The 13,430-nt window shown below is 39.9% G+C and carries 10 protein-coding genes; 1 reads left to right on the plus strand and 9 read right to left on the minus strand.

All coding sequences use genetic code 11. The features are described 5' to 3' along the window. Positions 1-64: 64 nt before the first annotated feature. The 7 genes from AC5YCD_RS05200 to AC5YCD_RS05230 all read right to left on the minus strand — a co-directional run bounded on the left by AC5YCD_RS05200 (position 65) and on the right by AC5YCD_RS05230 (position 9,094). Entirely contained in the window at positions 65-964 is a 900-nt protein-coding gene (locus AC5YCD_RS05200) for an ABUW_2363 family tetratricopeptide repeat lipoprotein (protein WP_496129205.1), read from the minus strand. A gap of 108 nt (positions 965-1,072) precedes the next feature. Further along, the gene (cysE, locus tag AC5YCD_RS05205) at positions 1,073-1,876 is read right to left on the minus strand and encodes a serine O-acetyltransferase (RefSeq protein ID WP_496129011.1); all 804 of its coding nucleotides are present in this window, start codon (positions 1,874-1,876) and stop codon (positions 1,073-1,075) included. Continuing rightward, positions 1,876-2,724 carry an RNA methyltransferase gene (locus tag AC5YCD_RS05210; RefSeq protein ID WP_496129012.1) on the minus strand — a complete coding sequence of 283 codons (849 nt, stop codon included), beginning with the start codon at positions 2,722-2,724 and terminating at the stop codon, positions 1,876-1,878. The genes cysE and AC5YCD_RS05210 overlap by 1 nt, the downstream gene beginning before the upstream one ends. Positions 2,725-2,742: 18 nt before the next feature. Continuing rightward, the gene (gene dnaE, locus AC5YCD_RS05215) at positions 2,743-6,315 is read right to left on the minus strand and encodes a DNA polymerase III subunit alpha (RefSeq protein ID WP_496129013.1); all 3,573 of its coding nucleotides are present in this window, start codon (positions 6,313-6,315) and stop codon (positions 2,743-2,745) included. 121 nt (positions 6,316-6,436) lie between these two features. Further along, positions 6,437-7,132, minus strand: coding sequence for a methionine ABC transporter permease (locus AC5YCD_RS05220; protein ID WP_496129014.1), 696 nt, complete (start codon positions 7,130-7,132; stop codon positions 6,437-6,439). Then, entirely contained in the window at positions 7,129-8,154 is a 1,026-nt protein-coding gene (locus AC5YCD_RS05225; RefSeq protein WP_496129015.1) for a methionine ABC transporter ATP-binding protein, read from the minus strand. The genes AC5YCD_RS05220 and AC5YCD_RS05225 overlap by 4 nt, the downstream gene beginning before the upstream one ends. A 73-nt stretch (positions 8,155-8,227) precedes the next feature. Then, the gene (locus AC5YCD_RS05230) at positions 8,228-9,094 is read right to left on the minus strand and encodes a MetQ/NlpA family ABC transporter substrate-binding protein (protein WP_496129016.1); all 867 of its coding nucleotides are present in this window, start codon (positions 9,092-9,094) and stop codon (positions 8,228-8,230) included. Positions 9,095-10,125: 1,031 nt separating this feature from the next. Between AC5YCD_RS05230 and AC5YCD_RS05235 the strand changes: the two genes are divergently transcribed. Continuing rightward, positions 10,126-10,752 carry a hypothetical protein gene (locus AC5YCD_RS05235; protein ID WP_496129017.1) on the plus strand — a complete coding sequence of 209 codons (627 nt, stop codon included), beginning with the start codon at positions 10,126-10,128 and terminating at the stop codon, positions 10,750-10,752. Between the two features lie 183 nt (positions 10,753-10,935). Here the strand turns inward: AC5YCD_RS05235 and AC5YCD_RS05240 are convergent, their stop codons facing one another. Together AC5YCD_RS05240 and purD are read right to left on the minus strand one after the other, a co-directional pair. Beyond that, complete coding sequence (locus AC5YCD_RS05240) at positions 10,936-11,934, minus strand: hypothetical protein (RefSeq protein ID WP_496129018.1); 999 nt, start codon at positions 11,932-11,934, stop codon at positions 10,936-10,938. Positions 11,935-12,019: 85 nt separating this feature from the next. Further along, the gene (gene purD / locus AC5YCD_RS05245; RefSeq protein WP_496129019.1) at positions 12,020-13,303 is read right to left on the minus strand and encodes a phosphoribosylamine--glycine ligase; all 1,284 of its coding nucleotides are present in this window, start codon (positions 13,301-13,303) and stop codon (positions 12,020-12,022) included. Positions 13,304-13,430: the final 127 nt, after the last annotated feature.

Here is a 13,430-nt window from a genome sequence, read left to right on the forward strand (position 1 = left end):
TTTACAGCATTTAAACTATTCAAAAAAAGACCGCAGTAAGCGGTCTTTTTTCAAATTTTTACATTTATTTGTTCATGACTTGCCACACGTTCCAACGACCTTGTTTTTCAATTTCTTGAATCAGGCGGTCTGCTACAGCGGCTTCTTGTGGATACTTAACTTTATAATTTTTTAAGGTTTGTACCGCATTTTTCTTTTGTTCCATGGCAATGTAGTTATTTGCCGCAGACAGATAGGCTTCTTGTACACCTGCTTGCATGGCTTTATTTAAGTAGGGGATTGCTTCTTTTTGGCCGCCGCCTTCAGATAAAGCAAAGCCAAACCAGAAATTTACCTCTGGGTCATTTGGATTCATACTTAAAATCTTTTGTGCATAATTTAAAGATTTAGTGGTGTAAGCCGAACCTAAATCTAGATTACGACCCATGACTGCTGCTTTAAAAGCACGTAACAGCACGTCAAAAGAGGCATTGGGAGCTGCGGCTAAGGTATCAAGTTGAGCGCTGACTTGCTTAAGTTTATATTCAAAGCCACGGCGCTCTTTACGGTCGCTAAAGCGTGGTGGATAGTGACGGGCTTTGCCTTCCACCATGTTTAAAAAGTCATCAATATCAGTAATGTCAATTTGATTGTCACCTGCCAATGCCGCATAGCTCATACTGCGCGTAGTGCTATTGACCGTTGGAATGATTAACTTATTGGTATCTAAAGTCAGTTTGCGATTTGGATCATCTTGACGATTAACCAGCATTTTGGTCACAGGTTGTTTAGCCGCTGCAATTAAGGCCAATTCAAAATCAGATGGTTTGTCGTAATGGATTGGATTAAGCGGGTAAAAAGGTGCAGAAATTTCAGGTTCTGCAAAAACTGTTGCACTGCCGTTATTATTTTTACTTGCTGTACTCGCGCAACCCACTAGAAGTGAGGCTGCAACAAAAGCACATGCCAATGGCGTTAATTTCATCATGGTGATCCATTCAATTTATTGTAAACATAAGGGTTTAAGCTGTTCGTCAGTCTAAAAAAACTCTGACGAACATGCAAGTCTGACTACATATTGAAACCGAAAAGCTTATTTCGCTAAGGTGCTTTGTGCTTCACATTCACGGCGTACTTCATCAATAATTTTTAGCTCTTCTGCACTAAAGGGTTGGGCATTGGCTGAAGATTTATTAAAGGTCGGATCAAGCAAAGATAAACGTTGGCAGAGCAGGTTCATGCGCTGTTCATTATGTTGAATACGGTCTAATAATACGCGCATTCCTTCGAGCATTGGATCAGTTTGATCTTGAGTCGCAGCATAAGGCTGAAAACCAATGCTTTGTGCATAATCACGACGACGACTTTCTTCATCAGCAGCCTTATCTTTACTAATAAAACGTGCAGGGTTGCCCACTGCCGTGGTTTCGGCAGGTACTGCTTTGGTCACCACCGCATTAGAACCGACTTTGGCATTTTTACCAACCGTGAAGGGCCCCAAAATTTTGGCACCTGCACCCACTACCACACCATCTTCTAAAGTGGGGTGACGTTTGCCTTTATTCCATGTCGTGCCGCCTAAAGTCACACCATGATATAAGGTCACGTCATCGCCAATTTCCGCAGTTTCACCAATCACCACACCCATGCCGTGGTCAATAAAGAAACGACGACCAATTTTAGCGCCTGGGTGAATTTCAATACCTGTGGCAAAACGGCTAAATGACGAGAGGAGGCGTGCTGAACCTTTACACTCTTTTTTCCATAACTCATGCGCCATACGGTGCATAATGAGGGCATGAATACCTGGGTAGGTGGTTAAAACTTCTAACGTATTTCGAGCGGCAGGATCTCGCGCGAATACAGCTTGTATATCTTCTTTGAGCTGTTTAAGCATTAGGACTGATCCTCATGATCTGGGGTAGATTTACCCGATGGTTTCCATGTTCCATGACGCATTGCCTGTACACGGCTAAAAATGCCGCGTAGGAGGTGATATTCCATTTTATCCAATTGTATACGTCCAAAAAGGCGACGCAAGCGTAAAGGCAATAATCGTTTATTATTTGGATCCATAAATTCAATTTCTGCCAGCATTTGTTCTAAATGCGGATAGAATTTATCCATGTCTTTATGGGTCACTAAGGGTTCATCCCAATGCATATGCTGACCATCAATCACTTGCATATCGGCAGTGTCATCGGTTGGCATATTGGCTTGTTCAATGGCTGCCATACGCATTTCATAGCAAATCACTTGAATGGCTTGCGCGACATTGAGCACACCATAATCTGTATTGACAGGAATGGTGACATGATAATTGGCAAGCGCGAGTTCTTCATTGGTTAAACCACGGTCTTCGCGACCAAAAATCACAGCCACTTCTTGTTGCTGCTTTACCACCGCTTGCATGGATTTTTGTGCCGCAGGGCGCGCATCTAGTAAAGGCCAAGGAATGGTGCGGCTACGTGCGCTGGTCCCAAACACAATATGGCAATCTTGAATCGCGTCTTCGAGGGTTTCAACAATTTCAATTTGCTCGATTAAATCGGTTGCACCAGCGGCCAGCGCATCAATATCTGGATGCGGATAGGTTTTGGGTGCAACCAATACCAGTTTGCTTAAACCCATGGTTTTCATAGCACGCAAAGCACTACCAATATTGGCGGGTAAGGTGGTGTTGACCATCACAATACGCACGTGGGAGAGCGTTGCATTGAGTGCGGTATTATCAAATTGGTTCATGTGTGATCCGAAGTTCATTTAAGAATATTGTTGTTGCAGCTGATCGTTATACGCGTCTAAAGCATCTTCAAGACTTTGTTCAGGTGGTGGTGCTGCCACCTGTACCGGTTGACCATATTGCATAGGTGCAGCTTTCGCGGCTTTGGATTTGACTTGGTATTCGACCTGAATACTGTCTTTACCAAAATAATCACGTAATTTTGCGAGCAAATCATCTAAAGGCGCAACTTTCCAATTTACACCTAAGTTTAAATCGGCACGGGCATAGTCATAATCCAATTGCAGCTGCAATGGAATATGCTGACACATATCCACATTGCAAAATGGCAATAAAATTTGCGCCAAATCTTGGCTAAAACTTTGACTGATATGCTCAGGTCGTAATTGAATTTTGAGGCAATTGGCGCGTTTTTGACGAATGTCATTTAAGGCAAAAGCTTTGGTTAAGCGTCCCATTGGACGGTCAAAACCTTCACGTTCGTAAATTTCCCCTTCAATCACCACCACTTTTTCGACTTGCACAATGTCTTTAAAGCGTTGGAAGCGTTCATGGTTACACGACACTTCAATTCGCGCTGTACCATCGTCTAGGGTAATTACCATACGATTTGGGAAATTGGCAACATCTAAGACTAAACCTGCAAAGACAGTGGTGACGCCACGGCGGGTTGGGGTCAGTTCATTGAGTTTACTTGGAATAAAAGCTTTAAGCTCACTGCGATACACATCAATCGGGTGACCGGTTAAATAAAGTCCTAAAGTGTCTTTTTCGCCTTTGAGACGTACTTCATCTGACCATGGCTTTACAGGTTTTGCTGGCTTGCGCTGTACTTCAGCCACTTCACCAAACAAATCCATGATACCCGTTTCGCGGTTTTGACGCGCTTGATCGGCTGCTTGTACTGCTTCAGGGAGCTGCGCCATTAAATCGGCACGTTCCACCCCTAAGCAATCTAAAGCACCAGCACGAATCAGTGCTTCTAAGGTGCGCTTATTAATTTTTTTTAAATCAATGCGATGACAGAAATCAAACAGATCGGTATATGGACCTTGTTGTTGGCGTGATTCAATAACCGATTGCATTGCGGCTTCCCCCACGCCTTTAATCGCCCCTAAACCATAGACGATGGTTTTTTCATCGACAGCATGGAAGTTATACAGTGACATATTGACCGAAGGCGGTAGAACGTCTAGGTTGTTAATACGACAGTCATCAATTAAAAACACGACGTTGTCAGTGTTTTGCATCTCTGAGGTCATTACCGCCGACATAAATTCGGCAGGGTAATGCGCTTTGAGCCATGCGGTTTGATAGGCAACTAAAGCATAGGCCGCGGCATGTGATTTGTTAAAACCATAGCCTGCGAATTTTTCCATATAGTCAAAGATATGGTTGGCGGTATCGCTATCGATATCTTTTTTGGCCGCACCTTCAATAAAGATTTGGCGTTGTTTGACCATTTCTTCGGGTTTTTTCTTACCCATGGCACGGCGTAGTAAATCAGCACCACCTAAGCTATAACCCGCACAAAACTGTGCCGCCTGCATCACCTGTTCTTGATAAACCATAATCCCGTAAGTGGGTTCGAGTACGCTCTCTAAAAGAGGATGTAAGTATTCAAACTCACCACCGTGCATACGATGGATAAAGTCAGGAATCAGATCCATTGGCCCCGGACGATACAGCGATACGAAGGCAATAATTTCTTCAAATTTGCTTGGGCGTGCTTCTTTGAGCATTTTTTTCATGCCCACGGATTCAAACTGGAATACCGCGGTGGTGTTGGCTTCGGCAAACACCGCATAAGCTGCTTTGTCATCGAGTGGAATTAAAGAAATATCCACCGGCTTGCTCATGTCTGAGCGGCGATTAATATGCTGAATGGCATCTTCAATCACGGTTAAGTTACGCAGACCTAAGAAGTCAAACTTGACTAGACCTGCGGATTCGACATCGTCTTTATCAAACTGGGCCACACGGTTGGTACCGTCGGCATCACACATCACGGCAGAATAGTCAGTCAGCTTGGTGGGTGCAATCACCACACCACCAGCATGTTTACCGGTATTACGGGTAATGCCTTCAAGCTTAAGCGCCATTTCCCAAATTTCAGCAGCATCGTCATGATCAGGATTGGATGGATTAGTGACAATGTCTTTCAGCTGGGGTTCGGCGGCAAGTGACTCTTCCAAACTTAAACCCAAAGGTTTAGTTGGAATCATTTTAGAAATACGATCGGCTAGACCATACGATTTACCCAACACCCGTGCCACGTCACGAATCGCACCTTTAGCCGCCATAGTACCAAAAGTCGCAATTTGCGATACCGCATCACGCCCATAAGTACGTGCCACATAATCAATCACGCGGTCACGACCGGCGATACAGAAATCCACGTCAAAGTCGGGCATCGAGACACGTTCTGGGTTTAAGAAACGTTCAAAGAGTAGGTCATAACGCAGTGGGTCAAGGTCGGTAATTTTTAAGCTATAGGCCACCAAAGAACCAGCACCCGAACCACGCCCCGGACCGACCGGCACGCCATTGTTTTTCGACCATTGAATAAAGTCCATCACGATGAGGAAGTAGCCGGGGAAACCCATGGAGTTAATAATATTAATCTCAAAGGCTAAGCGCTCATCATAAGGTTTACGTACTTCAGGCCAATCTTCGCCACGCGTTTCTGGGGGATAGAGGAAGTCGAGTCGCTCTTCTAAACCCTCTTCGGATAAATGCGCAAAGAAGGTATCAATGGTATGACCTTCCGGAATTGGATAATCAGGTAGGTCGTTAAAACCTAAGCGTAGGGTAACGTTACAGCGCCGTGCAATATGGTAGGTGTTTTCAATCGCCGATGGAATATCAGCAAACAGCTCGCTCATTTCGGCTGCGGTTTTAAAATATTGGTCTGGGCTATAGCGTTTAGGACGGCGGTTATCGCCTAGCACATAACCATCGGCAATACACACACGCGCTTCGTGGGCTTCATAATCCTCGGCATGAATAAAGTGCACATCATTATGTGCCACCACACCAATATTATATTTACGCGCCAGTTTGACCGCTTCACTAATAAAATCATCTTCATAAGGACGGTTGGTACGCGTTAAAGCCAAATAGACTCGATCCCCAAATTTGGCAATCCAGTCTTCTAATAAAGGCTCAGCTTTTTGTGGATTGGAAGACACTAACATCTTACCCACATCACTATGCACACCCAGTAATACGATCAGATCTTGTTGTTGTTCTAAAATCCATTGTTTTTGAACACAAGGAATATCGAGCTGTTGGCCTTCGATATAACCACGCGACACCACTTCGGTGAGGTTACGCCAGCCTTTATTGCTCATGGACAACAAGGTCACACGATGCTCGGCATCATTGAGGCGAATTTCTGAACCTAAGATGGGTTTAATGCCTTTGTCCAAGCATTTTTTATAAAATTTAACCGCGGCATGCAAATTGGATAAATCTGTGAGGGCCAAAGCGGGCATCTCATCACTGGCTGCGGCTTTTACAAGCTCTGGCACACGTACAATAGATTCCGTGATTGAAAATTCTGTATGAATACCAAGATGGACAAAGTGCATAGATGAATCCTTGCTAAAACTGTCGTTATTTTATCATGTTCAGCAGCTATTCTTTTAGTCTTGACGCATTTTATGGGTAAAAATAAAGCCCTCATAGTGAGGGCTATGATTTAGGGATGGGTTAACGTAGCTTTGCCAACCATTCACCAGTCATTTGGACAATTTGTACCAAGATCAGCAATACAATCACCGTTAAAATCACCACAGAGGTATCAAAACGCTGATAACCATAAGAAATGGCTAAATCACCAATACCACCTGCACCTACGGCACCGGCCATCGCTGTGGCACCAATTAAACTAATGGTGGCGGTGGTTAAGTTTAAAATGAGTGAACTACGTGCTTCAGGCAGTACAAATTTAAAGATAATTTGCATTGGCGTTGCACCCATGGCTTGCGCTGACTCAATAATCCCGTCATTGACTTCAAGTAATGAGATTTCAATTAAGCGCCCAATGTATGGCCCGATATAAATAGTAAGTGGCACAATTGCGGCCCATGTACCAATCGAACTGCCTACCAAGAACTTGGTTAACGGAATCACCGCAATCAATAGAATAATAAACGGTAACGAACGTAATGCGTTTACAATCGGGTTTAAGCCGTGATAGATAATTTTATTGGGTAAAATCCCTGCAGGACGGGTCAGCAATAAAATAATCGCCTGAATAAAGCCCCAAATACAACCAAACAGCAACGCAAAAAACACCATATGCATGGTTTCTTGCAACGCCGTGACAAATTGGTCAATTGAAAGTGAACTTTTCCAAAATGGCGCAGTAACATCGGTCAGCCAAGCAACAATTAAATCTCTCATGCTTGTACTCCTGCTTGTTCCACTTTCACGCCACGCGCTTGTAAAAACTCAATCGCTTGTTGAATGATACGTTCATCACCCAATAACTGCACAAACATTTGCCCAATCACCGAACCATCAATTTCGGTCATATTGGCAAATAAAATGTTTAAGCTTAAATCAAATTGTTTAATCACTGCTTGTACTACAGTTTCTTGTGCTGAAGTGCCTAAAAATTGCAAACTATAAATACTGTGATGATTTTTATTTTCTAGGTTATTTAAAATATTCACAGGCAAATGCTGCTGCAGCACAGTTTGAATAAAGGTTTTGGTGGTTGGATGTTGCGGTTGGCTAAAGATTGAGAGGGTATTACCCATTTCAATCACTTGACCTTGCTCCATCACCGCCACATGGTCACATACCGATTCAATCACATCCATTTCATGCGTGACCATCACAATAGTAATGCCTTGCTCTTGATTAATCTTTTTCAAGAGTTGTAATACCGATTGCGTGGTTTGTGGGTCAAGTGCAGAAGTGGCTTCATCACAGAGTAAAATTTTAGGATGATTGGCAAGGGCACGCGCAATACCCACACGCTGTTTTTGCCCCCCTGAAAGTTCATCTGGATAAGCATTACGTTTATGTTTAAGGTCAATAAAATCCAGTAATTCTTCTAAACGTTTTTCGCGCTCAGGCTTGCTCCAGCCCAAAAGCTGCATTGGCATTTCAATATTGGCCGCCACGGTCTTGGTTTGCATTAAGTTAAAATGCTGGAAGATCATGCCAATATTGCTACGTTGCTGACGTAATGATTTCGCATCAAGCGCAGTTAAGTCTTGTCCATTGACAATCACTTGGCCTTCACTTGGGCGCTCGAGTAAGTTAATCAAACGGATTAAGGTACTTTTACCTGCACCACTATAGCCAATAATGCCAAAAATACTGCCTTCTGGAATTTCCAAATTAATTTGGTTTAAGGCGCGTAAAGTTTGACCTTTAAGCTGGTAGTGTTTTGAAATGTTTTTAAATTGAATCATATCGTCAACATTTGCCAAAAAAGAAAAAAATAGGCAAATTGCTTTGCCTATTTTATAAAAGCTGATTATAGGACTATTTTACGTCAGCAAAATAGCTCATCGGTTTATTTACATCAATTTTTGTACCACCGAAGTGATCAGCCACATATTTTTTCACTGCTTCTGTGTGATACAGCGTACCAAGTTTTTGCAATAAAGGATCATTTTCACGACCTTCAGCTGTCACCAATAAGTTGACATACAGCTTAGTTGATTGATCTACTGGCTCATAGAATACCGCATCTTTAAGTACGTTTAAGCCACCTTCCATTGCCAAGGTATTACCCAACACAATCGCATCGACTTCACTTTTTACACGTACCGCAGTTGCCATTGGAATGGTTTTTAAAGTGATGTTCTTTGGATTTTCAACTACATCTTTGGTGGTACCTAAGATTGGGCTGAAATCTGATTTAAGTTTAATTAAACCAGCAGTTTGTAATAAAGATAAAGAGCGTGCTTCATTGGCTGCATCGTTAGGAATTGCAATGGTTGCATTAGCAGGGAATTGGTCAATTTTTTTGTATTTATCTGAATAAATACCCATTGGCTCAATATAAGTTGTCGATACAGCAGCCACTTTTTTGTCTGTGGTTTCTGTATTGTACGCCACCATATAGTTATATGATTGGAAGGTATTAACATCAATTTCTTGGTTGGCCACAGCCGTATTCATTGCAACGTAGTCATTGAAGTTTTTCACTTCTAACTTGATGCCAGCAGCTTTGGTTTCAGGCAAAGTCGCGATATAGCGCCATACATCAGCATCCGAGCCTGTAGATGCCATAGTAATGGTTTGTAATTCACCTGGTTTTGCAGCATCTTGTTGCGGCGCTTCAGATTGACCGCAACCCGTTAGGGCAACAGAGGCACCTAAAGCAAGACCGAGAAGCTTTTTCATATGTTCGTCCTGATTAAATTTAACTCAATGTTAAAGCACGCATCTTCGCTTGTGAAGTTTAAATTTTATGCGGATTTAACCTTGCTTAAGTGACAGTGCGGCATTTTAAATCGGTATCAAGAGAGAGTAATGCAACGCATATAAAACCGATTTAAACTGCAACAGCTTTTTTGCATCATAGCAATAAAACGATATTCGATATAGTGGATAAAGAGCTTTTCTTTATCTAATAAAGCGCATAAGAAGTATACAGTATAAATAAAAAAGATTTGGTAAAACAAGAGATTAATAAATTTTGTTTTGTTAAAAAATAACCAATTGTTATTAATGCTTGCTTTATAAGATTTTGTCTGATGAATATCTTAAAAATGAATATAAACATCTTAGAACTTGGGAAATAGGTCATAAAAAATATAAGTTTTTATCGACTAGTCAAAAAATCTAAATATGAGCCAAAACTAATCCTATGAATTCTTACAATTTAATTCAGTATTAATCATGGATATTAAAGATTTACCATATTTAGCTTTAAGCTCCATTGAATGGTTAAGGCTTTAACAGCGCGTCAAATTTTAATGCCTTAAGAGCTTAAATCTTGCTTTTAGCTCATCATAGACTGGCATAACCAATAGTTTTTATTTTGTACAATTAAAACAGGAAGAGCTTATCGCATGACTTACTGTATGACTGCATACGCTGTAGTGCTTGAATTTGGCATATATTTTAACAAAATGGATGGTGTAGAAAATCACTGCGATGAATTTCATAGAAGACATCTTGGTTTAAAGGTCGCTATCCAGTTTTTATAAAAGTAAAGCATAACTTCATCATCTGCACACATTTGGATAAATGGCGCAGGATTAGGCGAGGGGTTTGGATGCTGGAATTCATCTTCTGCTTCTAGTTTAAGGTTGCTTGATATTTGAACGAATTTGATTATTTTCGCATATAAAAATTATATAGTGCTTTTGATAATAGGTTAATTCTAAATGTCAGAAGAATTTTAATTCAACACTAGGACTTAATCAGAGATGAATAGTAAAAATTGTTATTTGACCTTACTTCAAAATTCCTTAAACTTTGCGAATCAAATTGGAGTACAAAATATCAATACTAAATTTATAGATAAAAATTATAGAGATAAACAAGATTTATATAAAATAGAGAATATTGTTAAGGGTGAATTATTTAATTTTATTGAAGATTTTTTTAAATTTCATCCTTATCTAGGTAATATGTGTCTTGATCTTTCAGCAATTACTTTTATGTATTTAAGGGCTAAGGGGTTTAATGTAGAAATGATATTTGGTAATGTAAATATCAATAATTCTCCCGAAGATGAATGGGATACCACTTTTCATTACCTAGAAAATGAGTTCTCTAAAAAAATTAAAAAAGGGGAGCAAGATGTGCATGCTTGGGTTGGATTAGGTGGAGATGTTATTATTGATTATGCATTACCTGAGCGATTATGGAAAAATTATCATTATCCAAAAGAGATTAACTTTCCTATAGGGCATGCTGACTTTTTTGAGCAATCATTGAAAGTAAAATATAAGCCAATGCTTGTAGGTTCTGATTTTTTTAAACAAACCAATAGATATGATCCCTTGGGTGATATTTTTGGATTTAAAGAGCTTTTGAAAAGAAATTTTTGATTAAAAAATAAACAAAAAATTAATTTTTCGCATATAGTTTAATGGTTGATTTATTGATAATTAACTTACCGAATACACGGTAAATTTAAGGAAATAAAAAATGTCAAAACCAGTTAATGCACCAAGCACAACAGGTAATCCTTCAGGTGGGGGGCGTGGTAATAATCCACCACGGAAGTAACTTTACATAATTAAGTCAGAAGGCCATTGATATGTGCCTTCTGATTTATATTGAGTTTTAAACATTAAGTATATGGCATCAAGATCTTTAACAGTTAAGTTGGCGAGAATTGAGTTTGGTGTGATTAAAATCTTGCAGTATATATATATGAACCATAAGCCTGTGATTGAACAATGATTAAAGCATTCTGTATTTTCAAAAAGTTTTTTTGCACCAAGTAATTGATAAAAATGAGTCAGATAGAAAAATGTGTTTTTTCCTTCTTTTAATTTTCTTACAGCATATTTGATTCGTTCGGCTTGATCTTCATTGAGAAAGGAAAAACAATCCTCATCTTTAGGAAATTTTTTCTTTGTATCAAAAGATATACCTAATTTTTTATTTGCTTCAATACATGAAAGTACTTTGACTAGATTCCAAAATAGATGGTTTTTAGATTTTTGTTGTCCTTTTATTTTTCCTATTAATAAAAATTTAGAAATAGATGCTTGTTGAAAATCCTTAAAAATGAGTGAATCTAAATGGAATAAAATTAGAAAAATATTGAAATATCTATTTATTAGCATATTGATTTCGATATATCTATATTCAGGGATTAAGAAAGTATCTAATAAAAAACTTTGTATATTTTTGGCATTTTCTGCACAAAAATTATTTTTCTCTAAAAGATCATAAAGTTCTAAATGCTGATTCCATAGTGGAAAATTTGGGTTTGGATAAAGCTTAAGTTCTATAAGAGATTGTAGAAATGAACATGTTTTTTCTGACCGATATAGAAAATCATCAAATTTTTCCCTATGTTCTTGTGATACTTCTTTTTTAGTAACTTGATGGTAATAACTAAGGGTATTTATTTTCAACGCATCATGACTGTCATTCTTGATTATTTTTTTAAATTTTTTTGCTGAAGCTAAATCATGATGGAGGCTACTTAAATGGCTAGTAAGAATCCATGATTCAAATAGAGTCTGTTCTTCTAGTGGAGTATGTAAGTCTTTCATTTTAAGTATTTTCTAGATTTTATACAACTTTGTGGTAATTATACAAAAAAACCCACCGAAGTGGGTTTTTATTGCTTAAACTAAATTAAGCATTTTCACGCGCAATGGCACGGTAACCAATATCTTTACGATATTGAACACCATCAAACGTTACTTTTTCACAAAGCTCAAGAGCTTTTGCTTGCGCTTCACCAATGGTATTACCTAGTGCAGTTACACAAAGTACACGTCCGCCAGCAGTCACGATATCGCCATTCTCAAGCGCTTTTGTACCCGCATGGAATACTTTGGCATCTGTCATTTGGGTGTCTAAACCTGAAATCACATCGCCATTGCTAGACGTTTCAGGATAGCCTTTAGATGCTAAAACGATACCTACAGTTTTACGCTCATCCCATTCAGCTTCTGCTGGTAAATTGCCTGCAATACCTGCTTCAACTAAATCAACTAATGATGATTTTAAACGCATCATAATTGGTTGAGTTTCAGGGTCGCCAAAACGACAGTTAAACTCGATCACTTTAGGTTGACCTTGTTCATCAATCATCAAACCTGCGTATAAGAAACCTGTATAAACGTGACCGTCTTTTTTCATACCTTCAACGGTAGGACGCATCACTTCATTCATGGTTTTTTCAAATACTTCGGCCGTTACAACAGGCGCAGGTGAGTAAGCACCCATACCGCCCGTATTTGGACCTTGGTCGCCTTCAAAAATACGCTTATGATCTTGAGAAGTTGCCATTGGTAAGATGTTGTCGCCATCAATCATACAAATGAAAGATGCTTCTTCACCGGCTAAGAATTCTTCGATCACAACGCGAGAACCGGCATCACCAAATTTGTTGCCTGCAAGCATGTCGTCAATCGCAGCAAATGCTTCCTCGTTGGTCATGGCAACAATCACGCCTTTACCCGCAGCAAGACCATCCGCCTTAATCACGATTGGCGCACCATTTTTCTCAACAAATGCTTTGGCCGCATCCACTTCGGTAAATACGTCATAAAAAGCGGTTGGGATGTTATGGCGTTTTAAGAAATGCTTGGCAAATGCTTTAGAGCCTTCTAACTGCGCTGCAAACTGCGTTGGACCCCAAATTTTTACACCTGCTGCACGGCAAGCATCCACCACACCGTTCACAAGCGGTGCTTCTGGGCCAACTACAATCAACTCAACCGCATTGTTTTTTGCAAAATCAATAATTGCAGCATTATCTAAAATGCTTAAATTTACGTTTTCACATTTTGGCTCAGTTGCTGTGCCCGCGTTACCAGGTGCAACAAACACTTTAGCCACTTTTTCATCTTGTGCGATTTTCCATGCCAATGCATGTTCACGACCGCCATTACCCAAAACTAAAATATTCATCGGTTCATACTCCATGAATCGAAAAGCATAAAGTCCTCAGCCTGCAAGCAGGAGAGGACTTTATGAAGATTAGAAATCTAATGTAGTAAGCATTATTGCGTGCTTATACGTCATTATACAGGCGCCA

Source organism: Acinetobacter sp. CY05 (assembly GCF_059515805.1).

Bases quoted from the DNA above. Each gene is read 5' to 3' on its own strand.
- cysE (WP_496129011.1), bottom strand. From the start codon at position 1,876: ATGCTTAAACAGCTCAAAGAAGATATACAAGCTGTATTCGCGCGAGAT.
- AC5YCD_RS05235 (WP_496129017.1), top strand. From the start codon at position 10,126: ATGAATAGTAAAAATTGTTATTTGACCTTACTTCAAAATTCCTTAAAC.
- AC5YCD_RS05210 (WP_496129012.1), bottom strand. From the start codon at position 2,724: ATGAACCAATTTGATAATACCGCACTCAATGCAACGCTCTCCCACGTG.
- purD (WP_496129019.1), bottom strand. From the start codon at position 13,303: ATGAATATTTTAGTTTTGGGTAATGGCGGTCGTGAACATGCATTGGCA.
- AC5YCD_RS05225 (WP_496129015.1), bottom strand. From the start codon at position 8,154: ATGATTCAATTTAAAAACATTTCAAAACACTACCAGCTTAAAGGTCAA.
- AC5YCD_RS05220 (WP_496129014.1), bottom strand. From the start codon at position 7,132: ATGAGAGATTTAATTGTTGCTTGGCTGACCGATGTTACTGCGCCATTT.
- AC5YCD_RS05200 (WP_496129205.1), bottom strand. From the start codon at position 964: ATGAAATTAACGCCATTGGCATGTGCTTTTGTTGCAGCCTCACTTCTA.
- dnaE (WP_496129013.1), bottom strand. From the start codon at position 6,315: ATGCACTTTGTCCATCTTGGTATTCATACAGAATTTTCAATCACGGAA.
- AC5YCD_RS05240 (WP_496129018.1), bottom strand. From the start codon at position 11,934: ATGAAAGACTTACATACTCCACTAGAAGAACAGACTCTATTTGAATCA.
- AC5YCD_RS05230 (WP_496129016.1), bottom strand. From the start codon at position 9,094: ATGAAAAAGCTTCTCGGTCTTGCTTTAGGTGCCTCTGTTGCCCTAACG.